The sequence below is a fragment of the Enterococcus eurekensis genome (assembly GCF_042654605.1).
Lineage (GTDB): Bacteria > Bacillota > Bacilli > Lactobacillales > Enterococcaceae > Enterococcus_I > Enterococcus_I eurekensis.
The window spans coordinates 1-18,796 of the sequence record NZ_JBHSGT010000041.1; the positions used below are offsets into that span (position 1 = coordinate 1).

The window sequence follows — 18,796 nt, forward strand, 5'->3', positions numbered from 1 at the left end:
TGTGCCTCAACCGAAGCCGATTCATCTACACGACTAAAGTCGCGAGTGTTCTCGGCTAGTTAATAAAAATGACTGATTATTTTTTCAAAGTTAAATCACTCCATCCTGATATTCATTCGACTTCGTTAATACTAGCATACCCCGAAAGCGCTAACAACTCTAGCGAATTACAAGTACTGTTAGCAACGAATCGAGGCTTATTTAAACCTTGGTTTCTTACTATCCCCAAATGATGCAATCGAACTAGTAATTGTGCAAATAAAACTACAATAATTTTTCATCGATTATGCTAAACTAAGAGTATGACTAATCAAATTTAAAGGAGTTTTCTATGACTTATTCTGGTTATTTACGACAACCTCATTATTATGAGACCGATCAAATGGGAATTATTCATCATTCAAATTATATTCGCTGGTTTGAAGAAGCTCGTGTTGACTGGCTGGCCTTTTTAGATGTGCCTTATTACAAAATTGAAGAAGTTGGAATTATTATTCCGGTTTTAGGCGTGAGTTGCGAGTACAAAGAAATGATTCGCTACGAAGACAAAGTTCGAATCGAAGTGACGATTGATAAATATACCGGCACCCGCTTAGATTTTTCATATGAGATTTATAATGAAAAAAACAATCGCTTACTCACAACCGGCACTAGTAATCATTGTTTCTTGAATAAAGAAAACAATCGCTTATTACAATTAAAACGCAGTCATCCTGAGATGCATCAGATTTTCTTAGAGACATTTGAGAAACAAAAAGGTCAAACCAATGATTAAAAAAGCAACCACAACAGAAATCCATCAAGTCGCACGTCTGGCTCAAGAACTTTGGCCAGAAAATACCGTTGAATCACTCGAAGCCGAAATGTACGAAAGCCTCAATCAAACGGATACTGCTTTTTTCTTGTATTATACTGACAACCAAGCCGTTGCTTTTGCTCATGCACAATTGCGTCGTGATTATGTCGAAGGAACAAATAGTAGTCCTGTTGGTTATTTAGAAGGGATTTATGTGCAATCCTATTTTCGTAAACAAGGCATTGCCGGTCAACTATTAGACACCTGTCAGCTCTGGGCCAAACAAAAAGGTTGTAGCGAATTTGCAAGTGATTGCGAACTCACGAATACCGAGAGTTTGAGATTTCATTTATCTCATGGCTTTATTGATGCCAATCGAATTATTTGTTTTACTAAAACAATTTAAACGTCAAAAGGGAATGCGGCATCAGTCACATTCCCTTTTAGTTAGCCGTTTTCTTCTCGCACAATAAGTTCAAGCACATCGACTTGTTTTTGCAATTCTTCTAAGAGTGATAACTGAAGCGTTGGAATCTCAATTAAATGTTGCCACTCGTTAGTTAATAAATGGTCAATTTTTTGATGGAGCAAACGGATTTCAATTTCGGCTTATAAAAAAAGAAGAAATCAATTCCTTTAAGTAAATTCGCCACATCAGTTATACTGTCTTTGGAGGGATGAGCATGAAATTAGCAATTAGAAAAAGAAAAATTGGAAATATTCCTATTTTAGAAATTGTTGATGAAACGAAAATCTACGAACCAATGCCCTTAATCGTTTATTATCACGGTTGGCAAACATCGAAAGAACTCGTTTTGACTCAAGGTAGAAAATTAGCGAAACAAGGTTTTCGCGTTGTTTTACCGGATGCTGCCAATCATGGCGAACGAAAAACCGAGCTTTCGCCGATTCCATCACTGACTTTTTGGAATAGTATTCAAAGCAACTTATTCGAGTTTTCATTTATCGTTGATTTTTTTGAAAACCTAGGGGTGACGACTGATCAAATTGGTGTCGGCGGTGTTTCGATGGGCGGTATGACGACTGCTGGATTATTAACGCAACATCCAGAAATCACGGCTGCGGCTTGTATTATGGGTTCTCCTGCAATGATTCGTTATCGCGAGCGCATTTTATACCACGCAGGTGCAGCAGGTTTCTTCTTACCAAACGATTATGAAAAACTACTTGGTTGGATTGATGCTTATGATTTGGAGTCACAAATAGACACTTTAGCGGAACGTCCTTTCTTAATTTGGCATGGTACCGAAGATGAAAAAATCCCTTATGAACATATTAAAGATTTTGTAGAAAAACACCCAAAGGACAATATCGAATTTATTTCTGAAGATGAGCGTCATCTAGTCCGTGGAGCAACGATGGATTTAGTCACAGAGTTCTTCACAAATAACCTTTCACGTTCAACTGACATTTAAGGGTTACAAAAAAGCATCCGTCACAAGCTGATTCTAAGAGAATCAATCGTGATGGATGCTTTTTATTTGGCTTTAATTTGTTCAATAAAGGTTTCGAAATGTTCTTTTGTTTGGAGCTGATGATTGCATTCATCACTGTTGTAGCAAATATAATTGCCTTTTGTTTTATATTGACCGTCTTTATTAACTTTGCCTTTAACGGTAAATAACGAAACACCACTTGTTCCATGACAAATCGTACAAATACCTTTTTTGATTTCACTACTAAGGTTGCCTTGCAAGCCTTGGAGTTTGTTGTTTTGATAATATAAAATAAACTTACTTTGCTGTCCCATATCATTCCATGCATAAAAAGAATAATCTTTTAAATCGATCTGTTCCCAATCGGGCATTTGAATTTTCTTAGTTTTTGCAAAAGCTTTTTTGACGCCCGCCTCACTCGGTTGTTTAAAGGGGCGGACAAAAGTACGCAATGTTGCCAAATATTGATCGACTTCTCTTTGACTATCTGTAATTTTTTCAATTGCCATCACAGCGGCCAGTTCTTCTTGCGTTAAATGACTGAGTTCCTCTTTAATCGCATCAAAAGCTAAACTGCGAACGGCTTGAATCGTTGAACGATCATTAACACTGCGATGCGTTTGAGCTAACATTTGCGTTTGCTCACGTAAAAAATAATAATTATAAGGTTCTAAAAATGGTTCCATCATCCCACTCCTCTTTCGAAAGTATAACGAAAATCAAAATAACGGTCAATGATTGATTGCTATCGTAAAACTGACGTGATATGCTACTAGGTAACTTTTAACCAAATTTCAGGAGGAATCACATGACAAATTATTTTCATTTACCTATCGGAGACGGCTATTCTTTAGTCTCAGCAGAACTCTCAATGGCCAAAGAACTTTTCGAACTGGTCGACTCCAACCGTGAGCATTTGCGTACCTTTTTAGATTTCGTCGATTCTTCTGTTGACGAAACACTACAAGAAAATTATATCAAAATGAAACTCCAAGGCTCTGCCAATGGTACTGATAAACTTTTCTTCATCGCATACGGGGACAAATTAATTGGAACCATCGACTTACATGCGATTCATCCAACAGTCAAAAAGGCTGAGATTGGCTACTGGGTCCATGCTGACTTTACGCGAAAAGGCATAACCTCTAAAGCTGTACGCGCCCTTTGCCAGTATGCCTTTGATGTACTCGAATTAAACAAGTTAACCATCATGGCCGCTGTCCGTAATATTGGTAGCAATAAAGTCGCTCAAAATTGTGGGTTTACTTTCCTCGGTACACGTCCTCAAGATAGTTTTATTTACGGTGAGTATCAAGACATGAATGAATATTATCTAGTGAAAAATGATTTTTGATTTAAAAACCCCACTTTAGGCCGAATTTCATAGGCTTTTAAGTGGGGTTTCCTCATTATTTATGTAAGACATCCTGATACTCAGGCGTTCGATCAATGACTTTTTTCGCATAGGGACAGACAAGTTCTAATTTTTTACCTTCTCGACGGGCACGTTCAACTACCGCTTCAACTAATTGACCTGCATAGCCTTTTCCTTGAAATGCCTCATTGACTCTCGTGTGCTCCACAATCCATAATGAATCGTCATCGTTTTTCCAAGTAATTTCACCTGCTTCAACACCGTCTACAACTAATGCAATACGTGTTTCTTCCTCTTTAAATTCCATCGTTTTTCCTCCCTAAGGTTAGATTAACCATTAATAAATGATAGACATCTATTATTGTAAAACGAAACGATTCTCTTGTCGAATATTACAACATAACAGTTGACTCTAAATATAATTTTAACAGGTGCTCGGTTATTGGCCCCGGTGTGCCGTTTCCAATTAACCGATTATCAATTGAAACAATCGGGACAATTTCGTAAATACTATTTGTGACGAAACATTCGTCAATATCGCCTAGCTGACTGACTTTTACCGCCTCTTCGATAACAAGCAGGTCATTTTCTTTAGCTAGATGTAATAAATGTTGCTTCGTAATTCCAGGCAAAATTAACTGGCCATCTGGATGCGTATAAATGATGCCATCAATCACAAACCACGCATTTGAGGCTGAAGCTTCCGTAATGACACCGTCTCGTTCAAGTAACGCGTCTTCATAATCTTTTTTAACCGCTTCGTCAAGTGATAATAAATTCCCCATCAAACTCAATGATTTAATGTCGCAATGCAACCAACGCCTATCGGGAATCACCGTTGCTCGTTGGCCGTTTTTTTGAATCGCTTCTGGTCGCTCAAAGGGTAACGTATACGCTAGATAAACCGGTTCGACACTCCCTTTTTCTGGAATCAAATGTTGTCTTGGTGAGACAATCCCGCGCGAAATTTGAAAATAGACTAAACCATTCCCAACTTCTGAAGCAGTAATCAATTCTTCCAGCATGATTAACAATTCCTCCTTAGTAAAAGGAAGAGCTAAATGAATCTTCGCGGCACCTCTTACTAATCGCTCAAAATGTTCCGTGAACATAAACATTTTTCCGGCATAAATTCTCACGGCTTCGTACAAGCCATCGCCAAAATGATAGCCTCGATCTTCAAAAGAAATTTTTACTTCTTCTTTCTCCATGATTTTGCCATTAAACAATGTTTTCATTGACGCATCCCCTATCTCATTGATTCGTGTAATCGGTAAAATAGACTGCTTGCCATTTTTGCGTGCGTTGCGCACTCGTATTTAACTCGCTTTCCCAAGTCGGATAGACTCGGATGCCCATCTTGCCTTTACTCGTTTGATTCGTTAATATTCCTTGTTCTAAAAGTACTTTTTTAGGAAAAAGAAAGATGCCTTGCTTTTTATCATCAAGAACCAAGACAATCAATTGATCCGGTGCCGACTCAAACGCATACGGTTGATTTTTATTTTGCGCATCTTTTTCCCAAAATACAACAAAATAACCTTTTTTATTCGGCGTTTTCTTTGCTAGTCGACTACGATAAGATTTATCTCTGAGGTTAAAAGTCAGTCCTTCATAGGCTTGATTTTGTTTTTCAACAAACAAATTTTGAATTTTCACGTCTGGTTTTATCCAATACCTTGCGAACCACTCCAAAGTTTTCATCTCTAACCTCCTAAAACTTGTTTCTAGCATACGATAAAAAAAGAAAAGATGCCACTTGCCTTTTTTCGCAAATCGACATCTTTTTTCATTATCTTACAAATAAAACAGTGGTAGTGCTTCTAAAAACACAATATCCTCACGCTTAGCCGCATCGCCTTCTGCTAAAACAGCAGCTTGCGCACAAACAGTTGCGCCGGCTTTTTCTACAAGCGTTACTAACGCATCTAATGATTCTCCCGTACTGATAACATCATCAATAATTGCTACATTTTTTCCTTTAATTAACGCTGCGTCACGACCGTCTAAAATTAAGTTTTGTTCTTTTTGTGTCGTGATTGAAAAAACAGAGGTCTCAAGTGGGGCATCCATATACGCTTTGACACTTTTTCTAGCAACGATATATGTTTTGAAATCCATCATTCTGGCTAGTTCTTGCAACAATGGAATTCCTTTTGCTTCAGCTGTCACTAAATAATCAATATCCTTTGGTAATTTTTCAACCAAAGCTTTAGCTGCTTGCGTTGTCATTTCTGCATCGCCCAATAAAACAAACGATGCGATTGCTAAATCAGCCGCTACTTGTATCACTGGCAGTTCTCTTTTTAATCCGGCAACTTCTAATTCATAAATCTTTTCCATTTTATAAAATAACTCCAATCATCGGTAGAATAAATTTAATAACCAATCCCGCTAGCATCCCAAAGAATGGATCAAACAAAGCCGTTACAACCATCGTTACACTCCCAACTAATGGGTTTTCCGCTACGGCTGGTTGAATATTTCCAGTAACTGTGACAAATGCACCTAAAACAAACAAGAATCCAGCAATCGATTCAGTTGGAACGTATTTCCCCATTTTAGGTAAAATCCCTGTTCCCAAAATAATTGCCATAATCGCCATCATTAAAACACCTGAGAAAACAGGATTCGGTGCACTTCCGGTCGCTGAAATAATCGACTCCAGTGGCGCACCACCAAAGGCACTTGAAATTAAATCAGCAAGTGAACTTACAACGGTTAAAACGTCAACATTCACTGGATTGACTTCGCTACCAGTCATACTTCCAGTAATCATCCCAAAAGAAATATTTGAACCAATATTTAAACAAGCAAGTGCTAACGCACCGCGTAAAATGCGTCCCGAAAACATTGGTTTAATAAATGAAAGCTTTTGATCACCTACACCAGCTGGTAATTCAATTGTCGCTTTTTTATAATATACGGAGTAAATTGTTGAGATGACAACTGATAATAAAATCGTATAAATTAAATCCTTAGTAAAAATATAAACTAAAATAGCTGAAATCATTGAAATCCAACCAACATCGACATTGGTTTGTGTCATACGAATCGCCGCACGGGCCAAAATAAATCCAACACCTGCCATCATCCCTGATGTGATATCACTACCTAAAAAATCGACCAACGTATTCATCCAACCAAGTAAACCAACGGCCGTCATTAATACGGCTGCCCATAAAATAATTGAAATTCGTTCGCATTTGTTATCCCCTAACGCTCCTGCTACGGTAATCGACTCTACTTGAAATGAAATCGGAGCAACCGATCCCGTAACTGCATTTGCTACTGCTGAAAAAGCAAAGGCAATTGCCGTTGGAAATGCTGCAAACCCTAATGATAATGCCAAAATCCCCTGTGGTACCCCATTAATTACTACGCCAATTGCAGCGAGTAAATCTTGAATAAACTCCATCTATTTACGCCTCTTTCATTTTTAAATACGAATTTCATTTTAAAGAAGCATTTTACATTCTGCAACCATTTGCTATCTATTAGATTGAAATATATTAAAATCATTCGTGTTTAATTATAAAAAATCAAATAAACAGAATAAAAAACTTTGATAACCGAATAATAAACGAACAAAAAGACCTATCACCTTGATAGATCTTTTTGTGGGAGACTTTCAATATGTGTATGGCTTGCTTTTTCATAAAAGAAAACTCTTTTTCTTAAAACGACTGTTACTAGCATACTCAGAGAGAAGACGATGAAATAACCAGTAATTAAGAAAAAGACTAGTATCGCCATCTGTTGAATTTGTCGGTTGGAACTGTTCAATGCCGTTGCCAGTTGACTCATTACTCGACCAAAGAAATTAGGAATTAAATACAATAAGCCATAACGGATAAACAATGCCACTAACGAAGGTTTCTTTTTAGCTGTTTGCACAATTTTTATTTTAACCGCTCGTTTACCAAAGGTTTGACCTTTCATAAAATAGTTTAATATAACCCAATAACCAACGACTTGGATGAAGTAGCCCGTAATCGTTTCACGAGTCATCTCAAAAGGTAAAGAGAATAAACGTGCACTTAGATTAATAACAAATGCCAAGATACCAATGGCTAACCAGTCAATCACCAAAGCGACAAAGCGTCGAACGAGAGTTACTTCTAAACCTTTTTCATAAGAGGCCTCATCGATTTCTTGTCTAGTTGGCAAGAAAATCGTTAATAAAGGTGTCATCCCGTAACCGATCATCCCGCCTAGCGTATTATGAAATAAATCATTCACATCAAATAAGCGATACGGACGTGGGTAAATAAAATACAAACCTGTTAGTTGCGTCAGTTCAACAAAGAGTGAAGCAAAAAAAGCCACGACGAGTGTTTTCTTCCAATCAAACTTAAAATAATAACGTAAGTACACACCTAACGGAAAGAATAATAAGACATTAAAAGCTGGTTCTAAAAAAAACGACTGCTTAAGCGCAGGAAGAAATGTGCTTGGATCATTCAAGTGTAAAACGGTATCTGAAAGAAAATCTTTTAATGATGTACCTAAAATTAAGTTATATTTTGGCCCCGTCATTTGAGCCACGGCTTCCCTAGACGGAAGCGGTAAAATCACTAGAAAATAAGCGCAAAGTAAATAAAAAATAAACGTATAGATAATGGCCCCTCGACTAAAAATAAAACGCCCATATTGTCGGTATTGCTTGACGAAAATTGGTAACGAAAGAAACAAGGCCAAAAAAGGAAAGAGAAAAACCGCCACTCGAATTGGCTCAATGTAAGCACTCATTGCATAACCTCCTTAACTCATCGTAATAAATAGATAATTCAAGTATAGCTTATTTTTTTATATAAAAAAACCCACTATCTCTAGTGGGTTAAACGTTGTTATTACAATGTTTTCAAGCTTATTTAGCTAAAGCTGTTTTTGCTTGATCAGCTAACGCTGTAAATGCAACTGCATCATGAACTGCTAAATCAGCTAACATTTTGCGGTTGATATCAATTTCAGCCAATTTCAAACCGTGCATTAATTTTGAATAGCTTAGGCCATTCATACGAGCTGCAGCGTTGATACGTGCAATCCATAATTTACGGAAATCACGTTTCTTTTGACGACGATCTCTATATGCATAGTAATATGAATTCATTACTTGTTCTTTTGCTGTTTTAAATAAAGTGTGTTTAGAGCCGTAATAACCTTTTGCTAATTTAAGCACTTTTTTACGACGTTGACGAGTTACTGTTCCACCTTTAACACGTGCCATGTTTAATTCCTCCTATGTGTAAATGAATCTTCTCTTGAATTTTTTAGATAGTTTGTTGCGTGATTAAACCAATTATTTCATGCGAGTTAATAATTGACGAATACGTTTGTAATCGCTTTTTGAAACCATACCCGCTTTACGTAATTGACGGCGTTGTTTCTTTGTTTTACCGTGGAAACGGTGACTTGTGAACGCACGGAATCTCTTTAATCCGCCTGAACCAGTACGTTTAACACGTTTTGCTAGTCCGCGGTGAGTTTTTTGTTTTGGCATAACTAATTTCCTCCTCAAAATCTTTCATTATCTGACTATTTCACTAATCATTTAGTGAGCCGCTATTTACTTGTCGTTTTTTGGCGCTAACACTAAGAACATGCTGCGTCCGTCCATTTTCGCTTTTTGTTCCACTGTCGCAATATCTGCAGTTTCTTCAGCCAAACGATCCAGAACTTTCTGACCAATTTCTTTATGGGTAATAGCACGTCCTTTAAAACGAATAGAAGCTTTCACTTTATCGCCTTTTTCAAGGAACTTACGTGCATTGCGAAGTTTTGTTTCGAAATCATGAACATCAATTGTTGGACTTAAGCGAACTTCTTTAACGTTAATCACTTTTTGTTTCTTACGAGCATCTCTTTCGCGCTTTTGCAAGTCGAAACGATGTTTACCGTAATCCATAATACGTGCAACTGGTGGGTTTGCATTCGGGGCAACTAAAACAACATCTAAGTTTGCTCTTTCAGCAAGTTCTAATGCTTCTGCTTTGGTTTTTACTCCAAGTTGTTCACCATCTTGATCAATCAATCGTAATTCGCGAGCACGAATGCCGTCATTTACCATCATATCTTTTGCTATGGTCATTCACCTCCAAGTTTTTTGCGAGAAAAAAAGTTGTAATCTAGAGCGTAAAATACAAAAAAACGAGTTCTTATTCGAACCCGCGCGTACTTCAGCCTCATATGATCTGAAATCCTATTCTGCCCAGCAAAAATTATCACTAAGGCGAGAAGCGGGTGCTTCTACTTTTATTTCTCAACTACAATAGTTTAACAAAATCAAATAGGCATGTCAATAGTTTTATCCATCTTTTTTTGATTTCTATGCTAAAATAGAGAAAATTCCTTTAGGAGGTTCTCTTATGCATATTTCAGCTAACTCAATTGAAGAACTCATTACTCAAAGCGAACATCAAGAGCTGTTTCAGCTTCTTGATGAATGGATGATTGTCACTTTTCCACAGTTAAATCGCAGACTCATTCAGACACCAACCATTACATTTATCGCTTACGGTGACTTAGCAAATGCCAACCCAGATGATCCTTTTTCTTCTATTGTGGCCCTTGCTCCCCAAAAGAATAACCTTTCTTTCTATATTACGGGTGAAAAAAACGGCGAACCCATTTTGGCTAACTATGCCGATTTATTTCCAAAATCAGCAATGGGCAAAACCTGTCTACGTTTAAGAAATACGAAAAAACTTGATTTAACGGTACTAAAAGCAATCATCAACGATGCCATTACTTGGAACGCCACACAAATAACTGACAAATAAAAAGAACCCGCTAAAATCATCAATCGATCCATGATTTTAGCGGGTTTTTTACTAGTATTTTGGACTAGTTCTTTCTAAAAATTTCTTTCAGTGTTGCGAAGTTGTTCATTGATTTGCGGCACTAACGCCTCATCGGTTAAGACAATTAAATGATCCCCAGTACGAATAATCGTGTCACCGTGTGTTAGAAGTTCTTTTTCTCCTCGGCGAATCGATGTCAAAAGCATTTCTTTTGGCCATGGAATGTCGCGTACCATTTGTTCATCAAAAGGGCTTTCAGCTTGAATTGGAAATTCAACAATTGTTTTTTTGCCACTAATATTACGTACAGTGGGCTTAACGAGTCTTTCCAACAACGTCTCATAAATCGGATGGCCGCCCAATAAATCATTCACAACATAACTGACTAGAACAACAACGCCGATTGACATTAAGTGTGAAAAATTACCGACCATTTCAGTGACTAAAATAATCGCTGTTAACGGTGCTTTACCAATCGCTGCAAAATAACCCGCCATTGAAAGTACCAAGAAATTTTTAATAAAAATCGAATCTAAAGCTAAAATATCAGTCATTACAACGCCATAAATCGTTCCAATAATTGCACCTAAAGTTAAAATCGGTAAAAAAATCCCCCCTGGAAGGTTCGAACCATAAGAAACCATTGAAAAAATAAAACGTAGAGCAAATAATCCAAGTAATAACCATAATGATAAAGGTGCTTCTGCCAATGACAAGACAATTTGATTGCCTCCGCCTAATATTTTAGGAAATAAAAAAGCAATCGGGATTACTAATAAAAATGGCACCATCCCATAATAATTCGGTGATAAGAATCGAATCTTTCCATACCATTTTGGCAATTGTAAAATAACTATTTGATATAATCTGCCCAATCCCCCCAATAAGACACCTAATAAAGGCAATGTCCAATAATACTGTAATGGTAGCGACTCAATTGTTCCAATATAAAGTACCGGTTTTAAACCAAAGACATTCAATGAAATAAAATTCGCCGTAATCGAGGCTGAAAAAGCCGTTAACCAAACGAGTGGTGAAAATGAATGATAAACTTCCTCCAAAACAAAAAGTAAACCCGCGATAGGTGCATTAAACGCCGCAGAGAGCCCAGCACTTGCCCCACTCGAAATTAAAATCTTGGCTTCTGCTTTACTGCTTTTTAACTTTTCGCTAACTCCTTGTCCAACAACTGCGCCTAACTGAATCGATGGACCTTCTCTTCCTAGAAATAAACCCGAACCGATTGATAGAATTCCCCCAATAAATTTTTTCCATAAAACAGAAAACCAATTGATTTCAATCAAACCTTGTAACTGTCCTTCGACTTGCGGAATCCCACTTCCTTTGATATGCGGTTCATTCTTAATCAACCATCCAATAAAAAGGGCTAGAAGGACAGAAAAAATCCCCCATGGGATTAACCAGAGTGGCTCTGTTTGAAAATATAAATAGAGTTTTACAACGATTTGATTCAACTCTTCTATAAAAAAGCGAAAAAGTGTAATGACAATTCCGACACAAATCCCAACAAGTACCCCTTTTCCAATAAACAACACTCTTGTACCATCTAACTTTTGTAATTCATGTGTTTCTCCTTGTTTCATCCTATTCCCTCACAATCCACTCTTAATTTACGCCTCTTCCAAACGAATTTCAAGTTCGAGTGGATATTTTCCTCACAAAAAAAGGAACCACCTTGAGGCGATTCCTTACATTTACCGACTATTCCGCAGCTGCTGCGGCTTTGTTAATGTAGTTAAATGGTTGGTTGTAATGTGGTAAGAAGAATAAGTCTAGTAACGCTAACTCATCAACTGTCACTTGTTTTGCAATCGCTAATGAGAACATATGGATTGCCATACCAATTTCTGAAGTTGTTGAAGACATTTGCGCGCCAACAATACGACGTGTTTTTGCATCGTAAACGATACGTGTTTTAACTTTATCGTTATCTTTCATGAAGGCTGGTTTTTGTGTATCTTCAATATCTGTGTATTTTACATCTAAGCCAAAACGAGGTGCTGATTGAACAGAGTAACCTGTTGAAACCATGTGAAAATCAAAGATTGTGATCCCATTTGAACCTTGAACACCAGGTGATTCAATTTTGTTACCACCAATGTTTTCACCAGCTACGATTCCTGTACGAACAGCATTACTTGCTAAAGCGATGTAAGCTGTATCTTGTAAAGCGTTTGAGAAGACTGTTGCACAGTCACCGACTGCATAAACGTCTTTATCACTTGTTTGTTGATGACGGTCAACTAAGTACGCGCCATTTACAAATGTTTCTAAGTGATCACCAGCTAAACTACTGTTTGGACGGAAACCAATGGCATTAATCACCACATCTACCTCGTAAACCCCTTTAGCAGTCACAACGGCTTCAACCTTATCTGTTCCACGGTATTCTTCAACAAGTTCACCTAAGTGTAACTCAAGACCATTGTCGGCTAAGTTTTTATCCATGTCATCTGTAAACCATTTGTCATAGTAGTTTGACAATGAACGATCCACTGCATCAAATAATAAGACGTTTTTACCACGACGTTTTGCTGCTTCTGCAATCTCAACACCGATGTAGCCCGCGCCAATAACCGCAACGTTTTTCACATCTTCTTGGTCTAATAATTGGTCAATCATTTGGCCTTCGTGGAATTTTTTCATGAATTGGATGTTTTTCAAGTCATGTCCTGGAACTTTTGGTGAAATTGGTAATGAACCTGTTGCTAAAACAAGTTTGTCATAGTTTTCGTCCCACTCTTTACCATCTTCAGAAACGCAATGAACTGTTTTGTTCGCATAGTCAACTGACGTTACAGAAGTTGACATATGTAATTTTGCACCTTTTGCTTCAAATTCTGCTTGATCTGTATAAAATAATCCTTCGTACTCTTCGATTTGGCGTCCTACCCAAAGAGCAGTTCCACAGCTTAAATAGCTAATGTGGTTTGTTTTTTCGATTAATACTACTTCTTGGTCATCAAATTTATCTAATAGTGTATTGGCAGCTGAAATTCCGGCATGGTTCGATCCAATAATTACTGTTTTTGTCATTTGTGTTGCCTCCTTTAATATTTACAAACTTAGTATAACGGGCATGTGAATAAAAAAACTATCAATAATTTATGCACAAGTGAAAAAGTTGAAAGTAATAATAAAAAGACTGATAAATCAAGATATCCTCTGATAAAAATTAAAATAAACTTTTTGATTGTGAAGTGTTTTCTTAACATTTACTTAAAAAACAAGCCAAACATTAAATAATAAGAGGAGATGCGACTTAATGCCACCTTCCCTTCTTTACTATTGCGTTGATTTCACTGAGTCTGATTTTTCTCGAATTAAATAAATCGGACGTTTCTTCGTTTCTAAAAAGATTTTCCCAATATATTTGCCAATAATTCCTAAGCAAAGTAACTGTAAACCACCCATAAAGAGCATAATTGAAACAATCGATGGCCAACCCGTTGTTGGATCACCAAAAAGTAACGCACGCACTACAATAAAAATTAACGCAATGCCGGCTATCACACACGATAACGCACCGATAAACGACGCAAACATTAACGGTGCCTCCGAGAAATTCACGATACCATCAAGCGAATATTTAAAGAGTCCCCAAAAAGACCACGATGTCTCCCCTGCTACGCGCTCACGGTTTTCATAAGCAATGTATTCTGTCTCAAAACCAACCCAGCTAAAGATTCCCTTGGAAAAACGATTGTACTCGGTCATTTCCAAAACGGCATCTACCATTGGACGAGTCATCAAACGAAAATCTCTGACACCATCAATCATCTTCGTTTCACTAAATTGATTAATGATTTTATAAAAAGCTTTTGAGAAGAAACTGCGAATTGGCGGTTCCCCTGCTCGATTTTTCCGCCTCGTTCCAACGCAATCCAAATTTTTTTCTTCAATCATCGCAATCATTTGTGGGAGCAATTCTGGCGGATCTTGTAAATCAGCATCCATGACCGTCACTAAATCGCCTTGTGCTTGTTTTAAACCGGCGTATAATGCTGCTTCCTTACCAAAATTGCGGGAAAAAGATAAATAGTGAATTGTCGTTGGACGTTCAGCATTCAATTTTTTTAGTACGGTTAACGTCTGGTCTTTCGAACCATCATCAACAAAAATATATTCGAGGGTATGTGTCGATTGCGCTAGTGCTTGATCGACCGCATCCACAAAATGACGAATCGTTTCTTCTTCATTAAAACAAGGTACAACAATCGAAAGCATGTCTTCGCCTCTTTTTTCTAGTTATTTGTTCTTTTCATTATAACGCGATTCTTTCACAACTGACAAGCCACGAAAAAATACAAAAAGAACCTTTTAGGAAATCAAATTTTCCTAAAAGGTTCTGCATCAAGAATTATTCAGCGGCTGTCAAAACTGGACTTTGACGTACTTCTTCAATTTTTTCTTCAATGATTCGTAACACTTCTTTTGCAGCGTCTAGATCTTCGACAAAATTAAGAACATCGCCATCGATTTGAATTTTTGGACTCTCATTATAGTCTTCATACCATTGATCATAGCGATGATTCAACTCTTTATAATAATCATAGAGACTTGGATCATAGGCAATTTGTTCAAAATCGCGTCCACGTTTTTCGATTCTTTCTAACATTGTCGGGAAAGATACACGAATATGGACAAGTAAATCTGGGTGTTTTTTATGCGCTGCATGCGGTAATTCTTCTAACATATTACTTAGCAACTCATCGTACACACGGACTTCCGTATCGGTTGCTCGACCTAAATCGGCATTTAAATGAAATAATAAGGAATCTTCGTAAATCGACCGATCCAAAACATTGTTTTCATTTTGTAAGGCTTTTTTGATACTTTCAAAACGTTTATTTAAAAAATAAATTTGTAATAAAAAAGCATATTTATTTGGATCTTTGTAAAACAATGGTAAGACCTCGTTGTCTTCAACCGACTCATAGTAAGCTTCACTCTTTAAATGTTCCGCTAACATTGCCGTCAAACTTGATTTCCCTGCTCCAATTGTTCCTGCTAATACAATCACGCTCATATCCCCTAACTCATTTCTATTCATTATTAATAATATTCATGTTTTTCCAACTTTCTTACCTTACAACACCTAAGATACTTCGTCAAGAAAAGAAGCAAGTGAAAATTATGACAAATTCGTTAAATTTTGTTAGCATTCCTTGAAAAAAAGTCGAGAGGGCTTAACGAACAGACTTTTTTTTAGTACTATAAGTAAGCATGCTATAATCAGCAAATAGAGATAGTGATTTTTATGTAAGACGAGTTAAAAAATACTTCGAATAAAAGACTAAAAATGACTGCTTAATCAAGATAGAATGAAGGTTGAACATACGAATGAAAACATCAGGCGTCGGTCACGGCACGGGTAAAATTATTTTAATGGGTGAACATGCTGTGGTCTATGGTGAACCGGCAATCGCCTTTCCTTTTCGCGGGGTGGGAGTAACAGCAACGTTTAACACTTGTAATCAAAATCAGATTACTTCTAGTCACTACTCCGGTTTACTAGCAAATGCTCCTGAACCGTTACAAATGATTCAGCAACTAACCCAACGTTTATGCCAAGAATTCCAACAAGGAGCATTTCATTTAATAATTGAAAGTACCGTCCCTTCTGCCCGTGGAATGGGTTCGAGTGCTGCGGTCGCGACCGCCATTACACGTGCTTTTTTCGATTGGATTGATGTTGAACTGTCCGATGAAAAATTACTGGCATACGTCAATTTTTCGGAATCAATTGCCCATGGAAACCCAAGTGGGATTGACGCAGCGACAACGAGTGGCAGTCAACCCGTGTATTTTGAAAAAGGAAAAGCTTTCGAAGCCTTTCCACTAAATATTGATGCTTACTTATTAGTTGCGGATACCGGAATTCTTGGTCGTACACGTGAAGCCGTCGCTGCCGTTGCTCAATTAAGAAAAACACAACCAGAGCCAACCAATCGATTCATTCATCACTTAGGAACGCTCTCTCACTTAGCCAAAGAAGCCATCATTCATAACCAACCTCAAGCACTTGGAGATTATATGTCCTTAGCACAGCACGATTTGCGGGCATTAACGGTCAGCAATGAACGCTTGGACACGCTAATTCAATTAGCCCTAGACAATGATGCACTTGGTGCCAAACTTACTGGTGGTGGCCGGGGCGGTTGTTTTATCGTCTTATGTCGTGATTATCAAAACGCCCAACACATTCAAACACAATTAAAAGATGCCGGTGTCACTGAGACCTGGATGCAAGGATTAGGAGTTTACGAAAATGTATAAAGGAAAAGCACGTGCACACACGAATATTGCACTGATTAAATATTGGGGAAAAGCAAATAAAGAATTCATCCTTCCAATGAATAATAGCCTCTCATTAACATTGGATGCTTTTTATACCGAGACAACGGTCACTTTTTCAGAAGATTTAACAAAAGATACTTTCTATTTAGATGCTGTTTTACAAGATGAAAGAGGAACGAAAAAAGTCAGTCAGTTTTTAGATTTGGTTCGCTCGCTTGCTAGAAAAGATTTATTTGCAACCGTTGAAAGTCAAAATTTTGTCCCTACTGCAGCTGGACTTGCTTCTTCTGCTAGCGGCTTAGCGGCTTTAGCCGGTGCTTGTAACGCTGCCTTAAACTTAAATCTAAGCGAACAAGACCTCTCGCGCCTTGCAAGACGTGGCTCTGGTTCGGCTTGCCGTAGTATTTATGGCGGCTTCGTTGAATGGGAAAAAGGACATGATGATGCGACTTCCTTCGCTAAAGTCATTCCTTCGAACCAATGGGAAGACGATTTGGCGATGATTTTTATTTTAATTAACGATCAACAAAAAGACGTCTCAAGCCGCGATGGTATGGAACGGACAGTTGCTACTTCTGTCTTTTATGACGGTTGGTTAAAAACAAGTCCGCTTGATTTGCAAACAGCCAAAGAAGCCATTGCCGAAAAAGATTTTGAAAAACTAGGTGTTGTAACGGAAACAAACGGTCTAAAAATGCACGGCACAACACTTGGTGCGACACCGCCTTTTACTTACTGGTCAGCTGATAGCTTAAAAGCGATGAACCGTGTCCGTGAAATACGTCAATTGGGTATTCCTTGTTACTTTACGATGGATGCTGGTCCGAACGTCAAAGTCTTATGTCAGAAAAAAGATGCCGCTGAAATTTTAGCGCAATTAGAAACTACTTTTAGCAAAGATCAATTAACTTGCGCCTATAGCGGGCCTGGTCTAGAATATTTAGAAACGGACGTGAAAGCATGATTGAAGTCAGCGCACCTGGAAAACTATTTATCGCCGGCGAATACGCCGTTGTTGAACCAGGACACCCTGCAATTATTGTAGCGGTTGACCAATTTATTAGTGTTACCATTGAATCTGCCACTAAAAATGGTAGTATTCAGTCCCAACAATATAGTGATTTACCGATTCGTTGGACTCGTAAAGATGGCGTCCTCGTTTTGGACCATCGCGATAATCCTTTCCACTATATTTTGGAAGCTATTCGTTTAACTGAAAAATACGCCCAAGAACAAGGTCGGCTATTAGCTTTTTATCATTTAAAAGTTCGTAGCGAACTCGACAATTCAAATGGCCGCAAATATGGTCTAGGTTCAAGTGGCGCTGTCACAGTCGCAACTGTCAAAGCACTCAATGTTTTTTATGATTTAGAAATGGACACTTTAACGCAATTCAAAATCGCAGCCCTCGCTCATTTAGCTGTACAAGGGAATGGCTCTTGTGGCGATATTGCCGCTAGTTGTTACGGTGGTTGGTTAGCCTTTTCAACATTCGATAGCCAATGGGTTAAAGAAAGACAAAAAGTTTGGTCTTTAAGTTCATTGTTAGCCGCTGACTGGCCAAACCTATCCATTCAACCATTAGAAGCACCCAAAGACTTACGCCTCTTAATCGGTTGGACTGGTAGCCCAGCTTCAACATCTGATTTAGTTGACCAAGTCAATCAATCAAGAGAACACAAAGAGCAATCCTATCAATCATTCTTAAATAACAGCCGTGAATGTGTCGAAAAAATGATTTTAGGTTTCCAGACAAAAAACATTCCGCTTATTAAACAAATGATTGCTTTAAATCGTCAGCTGTTAGCCGGTTTAGCTTCAACAACTGGGGTTACAATCGAAACGCCAGCTTTAAAAGAACTATGTGATCTTGCAGAAAAATCTGGTGGCGCCGCAAAATCTTCTGGCGCTGGCGGTGGCGACTGCGGGATTGTTATTACAGACAAAAAAACAGGTATTTTACCACTAATGAGTATGTGGGAAAAAGCAGAAATCACGCCTCTTCCGCTACATATTTATCATTATCCTAAAGGAGGAAAATAAC

At 37.9% G+C, this 18,796-nt stretch carries 23 protein-coding genes and 1 other annotated feature; of the genes, 8 read left to right on the forward strand and 15 right to left on the reverse strand.

Going from position 1 to position 18,796, the window contains the following annotated elements:
- Window positions 1-331: 331 nt before the first annotated feature.
- Both ACFO3L_RS05885 and aac(6') read left to right on the forward strand, forming a co-directional pair.
- The gene (locus ACFO3L_RS05885; RefSeq protein ID WP_379964806.1) at window positions 332-775 is read left to right on the forward strand and encodes an acyl-CoA thioesterase; all 444 of its coding nucleotides are present in this window, start codon (window positions 332-334) and stop codon (window positions 773-775) included.
- Window positions 768-1,202 carry an aminoglycoside 6'-N-acetyltransferase gene (aac(6'), locus tag ACFO3L_RS05890; RefSeq protein ID WP_379964808.1) on the forward strand — a complete coding sequence of 145 codons (435 nt, stop codon included), beginning with the start codon at window positions 768-770 and terminating at the stop codon, window positions 1,200-1,202. The genes ACFO3L_RS05885 and aac(6') overlap by 8 nt, the downstream gene beginning before the upstream one ends.
- A gap of 41 nt (window positions 1,203-1,243) precedes the next feature.
- On the opposite strand, the gene ACFO3L_RS05895 is transcribed toward aac(6'), so the two are convergent.
- Window positions 1,244-1,387 (reverse strand): hypothetical protein, encoded by a 144-nt coding sequence (locus ACFO3L_RS05895; RefSeq protein ID WP_379964810.1) that lies wholly within the window; start codon window positions 1,385-1,387, stop codon window positions 1,244-1,246.
- Between the two features lie 92 nt (window positions 1,388-1,479).
- Here ACFO3L_RS05895 and ACFO3L_RS05900 point away from each other — a divergent pair, with 92 nt between their 5' ends.
- Entirely contained in the window at window positions 1,480-2,232 is a 753-nt protein-coding gene (locus ACFO3L_RS05900; protein ID WP_379964812.1) for an alpha/beta fold hydrolase, read from the forward strand.
- Between the two features lie 62 nt (window positions 2,233-2,294).
- Here ACFO3L_RS05900 and ACFO3L_RS05905 read toward each other — a convergent pair whose 3' ends face one another.
- The gene (locus tag ACFO3L_RS05905; protein WP_379964814.1) at window positions 2,295-2,939 is read right to left on the reverse strand and encodes a FusB/FusC family EF-G-binding protein; all 645 of its coding nucleotides are present in this window, start codon (window positions 2,937-2,939) and stop codon (window positions 2,295-2,297) included.
- A gap of 122 nt (window positions 2,940-3,061) precedes the next feature.
- On the opposite strand from ACFO3L_RS05905, the gene ACFO3L_RS05910 reads away from it, so the two are divergent.
- Window positions 3,062-3,607: a GNAT family N-acetyltransferase gene (locus tag ACFO3L_RS05910; protein WP_379964816.1), complete on the forward strand. Its 546-nt coding sequence runs from the start codon at window positions 3,062-3,064 to the stop codon at window positions 3,605-3,607.
- A 55-nt stretch (window positions 3,608-3,662) separates the two neighbouring features.
- Here ACFO3L_RS05910 and ACFO3L_RS05915 read toward each other — a convergent pair whose 3' ends face one another.
- The 9 genes from ACFO3L_RS05915 to infC form a co-directional block, all read right to left on the reverse strand.
- Entirely contained in the window at window positions 3,663-3,935 is a 273-nt protein-coding gene (locus ACFO3L_RS05915) for a GNAT family N-acetyltransferase (protein WP_379964818.1), read from the reverse strand.
- An 85-nt stretch (window positions 3,936-4,020) separates the two neighbouring features.
- On the reverse strand, window positions 4,021-4,866 hold the full coding sequence (gene dat / locus ACFO3L_RS05920) for a D-amino-acid transaminase (RefSeq protein WP_379964995.1): 846 nt from the start codon (window positions 4,864-4,866) through the stop codon (window positions 4,021-4,023).
- A 16-nt stretch (window positions 4,867-4,882) separates the two neighbouring features.
- Window positions 4,883-5,332, reverse strand: coding sequence for a MepB family protein (locus tag ACFO3L_RS05925; protein ID WP_379964820.1), 450 nt, complete (start codon window positions 5,330-5,332; stop codon window positions 4,883-4,885).
- Between the two features lie 93 nt (window positions 5,333-5,425).
- The gene (locus ACFO3L_RS05930; RefSeq protein WP_379964822.1) at window positions 5,426-5,971 is read right to left on the reverse strand and encodes a phosphoribosyltransferase family protein; all 546 of its coding nucleotides are present in this window, start codon (window positions 5,969-5,971) and stop codon (window positions 5,426-5,428) included.
- Window position 5,972: 1 nt separating this feature from the next.
- Window positions 5,973-7,046 (reverse strand): NCS2 family permease, encoded by a 1,074-nt coding sequence (locus tag ACFO3L_RS05935; RefSeq protein WP_379964824.1) that lies wholly within the window; start codon window positions 7,044-7,046, stop codon window positions 5,973-5,975.
- Between the two features lie 182 nt (window positions 7,047-7,228).
- Window positions 7,229-8,380, reverse strand: a complete 1,152-nt coding sequence (locus ACFO3L_RS05940; protein ID WP_379964826.1) for a VanZ family protein — start codon at window positions 8,378-8,380, stop codon at window positions 7,229-7,231.
- 118 nt (window positions 8,381-8,498) lie between these two features.
- Window positions 8,499-8,858 carry a 50S ribosomal protein L20 gene (gene rplT / locus ACFO3L_RS05945; protein WP_379964828.1) on the reverse strand — a complete coding sequence of 120 codons (360 nt, stop codon included), beginning with the start codon at window positions 8,856-8,858 and terminating at the stop codon, window positions 8,499-8,501.
- 72 nt (window positions 8,859-8,930) lie between these two features.
- Window positions 8,931-9,131: a 50S ribosomal protein L35 gene (gene rpmI, locus ACFO3L_RS05950; RefSeq protein WP_379964830.1), complete on the reverse strand. Its 201-nt coding sequence runs from the start codon at window positions 9,129-9,131 to the stop codon at window positions 8,931-8,933.
- Between the two features lie 66 nt (window positions 9,132-9,197).
- On the reverse strand, window positions 9,198-9,719 hold the full coding sequence (gene infC / locus ACFO3L_RS05955) for a translation initiation factor IF-3 (RefSeq protein WP_379964832.1): 522 nt from the start codon (window positions 9,717-9,719) through the stop codon (window positions 9,198-9,200).
- Window positions 9,720-9,764: 45 nt separating this feature from the next.
- Window positions 9,765-9,889, reverse strand: a sequence feature (ribosomal protein L20 leader region).
- 107 nt (window positions 9,890-9,996) lie between these two features.
- Here infC and ACFO3L_RS05960 point away from each other — a divergent pair.
- On the forward strand, window positions 9,997-10,410 hold the full coding sequence (locus ACFO3L_RS05960; RefSeq protein WP_379964834.1) for a DUF1801 domain-containing protein: 414 nt from the start codon (window positions 9,997-9,999) through the stop codon (window positions 10,408-10,410).
- Between the two features lie 74 nt (window positions 10,411-10,484).
- On the opposite strand, the gene ACFO3L_RS05965 is transcribed toward ACFO3L_RS05960, so the two are convergent.
- From ACFO3L_RS05965 to ACFO3L_RS05980, 4 genes are all read right to left on the reverse strand, one after another.
- On the reverse strand, window positions 10,485-12,035 hold the full coding sequence (locus tag ACFO3L_RS05965) for a ClC family H(+)/Cl(-) exchange transporter (RefSeq protein ID WP_379964836.1): 1,551 nt from the start codon (window positions 12,033-12,035) through the stop codon (window positions 10,485-10,487).
- 118 nt (window positions 12,036-12,153) lie between these two features.
- The gene (gene nox / locus ACFO3L_RS05970) at window positions 12,154-13,488 is read right to left on the reverse strand and encodes a H2O-forming NADH oxidase (protein WP_379964838.1); all 1,335 of its coding nucleotides are present in this window, start codon (window positions 13,486-13,488) and stop codon (window positions 12,154-12,156) included.
- Between the two features lie 249 nt (window positions 13,489-13,737).
- Entirely contained in the window at window positions 13,738-14,679 is a 942-nt protein-coding gene (locus tag ACFO3L_RS05975; protein ID WP_379964840.1) for a glycosyltransferase family 2 protein, read from the reverse strand.
- A 133-nt stretch (window positions 14,680-14,812) separates the two neighbouring features.
- Window positions 14,813-15,481 (reverse strand): deoxynucleoside kinase, encoded by a 669-nt coding sequence (locus ACFO3L_RS05980; protein WP_379964997.1) that lies wholly within the window; start codon window positions 15,479-15,481, stop codon window positions 14,813-14,815.
- Window positions 15,482-15,795: 314 nt separating this feature from the next.
- On the opposite strand from ACFO3L_RS05980, the gene mvk reads away from it, so the two are divergent.
- The 3 genes from mvk to ACFO3L_RS05995 are packed head-to-tail and all read left to right on the forward strand — an operon-like array spanning window position 15,796 to window position 18,795.
- Window positions 15,796-16,731, forward strand: a complete 936-nt coding sequence (gene mvk, locus ACFO3L_RS05985; protein WP_379964842.1) for a mevalonate kinase — start codon at window positions 15,796-15,798, stop codon at window positions 16,729-16,731.
- The gene (gene mvaD / locus ACFO3L_RS05990; RefSeq protein ID WP_379964844.1) at window positions 16,724-17,716 is read left to right on the forward strand and encodes a diphosphomevalonate decarboxylase; all 993 of its coding nucleotides are present in this window, start codon (window positions 16,724-16,726) and stop codon (window positions 17,714-17,716) included. Before mvk ends, mvaD begins: the two co-directional genes overlap by 8 nt.
- The gene (locus ACFO3L_RS05995; RefSeq protein ID WP_379964846.1) at window positions 17,713-18,795 is read left to right on the forward strand and encodes a phosphomevalonate kinase; all 1,083 of its coding nucleotides are present in this window, start codon (window positions 17,713-17,715) and stop codon (window positions 18,793-18,795) included. The genes mvaD and ACFO3L_RS05995 overlap by 4 nt, the downstream gene beginning before the upstream one ends.
- The last annotated feature ends 1 nt before the right edge of the window (window position 18,796 follow it).

Coding starts and splice junctions, on each gene's coding strand:
- ACFO3L_RS05885 (WP_379964806.1), top strand. CDS start 332: ATGACTTATTCTGGTTATTTACGACAACCTCATTATTATGAGACCGAT.
- rpmI (WP_379964830.1), bottom strand. CDS start 9,131: ATGCCAAAACAAAAAACTCACCGCGGACTAGCAAAACGTGTTAAACGT.
- ACFO3L_RS05940 (WP_379964826.1), bottom strand. CDS start 8,380: ATGAGTGCTTACATTGAGCCAATTCGAGTGGCGGTTTTTCTCTTTCCT.
- infC (WP_379964832.1), bottom strand. CDS start 9,719: ATGACCATAGCAAAAGATATGATGGTAAATGACGGCATTCGTGCTCGC.
- ACFO3L_RS05930 (WP_379964822.1), bottom strand. CDS start 5,971: ATGGAAAAGATTTATGAATTAGAAGTTGCCGGATTAAAAAGAGAACTG.
- ACFO3L_RS05910 (WP_379964816.1), top strand. CDS start 3,062: ATGACAAATTATTTTCATTTACCTATCGGAGACGGCTATTCTTTAGTC.
- nox (WP_379964838.1), bottom strand. CDS start 13,488: ATGACAAAAACAGTAATTATTGGATCGAACCATGCCGGAATTTCAGCT.
- ACFO3L_RS05975 (WP_379964840.1), bottom strand. CDS start 14,679: ATGCTTTCGATTGTTGTACCTTGTTTTAATGAAGAAGAAACGATTCGT.
- ACFO3L_RS05925 (WP_379964820.1), bottom strand. CDS start 5,332: ATGAAAACTTTGGAGTGGTTCGCAAGGTATTGGATAAAACCAGACGTG.
- ACFO3L_RS05980 (WP_379964997.1), bottom strand. CDS start 15,481: ATGAGCGTGATTGTATTAGCAGGAACAATTGGAGCAGGGAAATCAAGT.
- ACFO3L_RS05965 (WP_379964836.1), bottom strand. CDS start 12,035: ATGAAACAAGGAGAAACACATGAATTACAAAAGTTAGATGGTACAAGA.
- mvk (WP_379964842.1), top strand. CDS start 15,796: ATGAAAACATCAGGCGTCGGTCACGGCACGGGTAAAATTATTTTAATG.
- ACFO3L_RS05915 (WP_379964818.1), bottom strand. CDS start 3,935: ATGGAATTTAAAGAGGAAGAAACACGTATTGCATTAGTTGTAGACGGT.
- ACFO3L_RS05960 (WP_379964834.1), top strand. CDS start 9,997: ATGCATATTTCAGCTAACTCAATTGAAGAACTCATTACTCAAAGCGAA.
- ACFO3L_RS05995 (WP_379964846.1), top strand. CDS start 17,713: ATGATTGAAGTCAGCGCACCTGGAAAACTATTTATCGCCGGCGAATAC.
- dat (WP_379964995.1), bottom strand. CDS start 4,866: ATGAAAACATTGTTTAATGGCAAAATCATGGAGAAAGAAGAAGTAAAA.
- ACFO3L_RS05900 (WP_379964812.1), top strand. CDS start 1,480: ATGAAATTAGCAATTAGAAAAAGAAAAATTGGAAATATTCCTATTTTA.
- ACFO3L_RS05905 (WP_379964814.1), bottom strand. CDS start 2,939: ATGGAACCATTTTTAGAACCTTATAATTATTATTTTTTACGTGAGCAA.
- ACFO3L_RS05935 (WP_379964824.1), bottom strand. CDS start 7,046: ATGGAGTTTATTCAAGATTTACTCGCTGCAATTGGCGTAGTAATTAAT.
- rplT (WP_379964828.1), bottom strand. CDS start 8,858: ATGGCACGTGTTAAAGGTGGAACAGTAACTCGTCAACGTCGTAAAAAA.
- mvaD (WP_379964844.1), top strand. CDS start 16,724: ATGTATAAAGGAAAAGCACGTGCACACACGAATATTGCACTGATTAAA.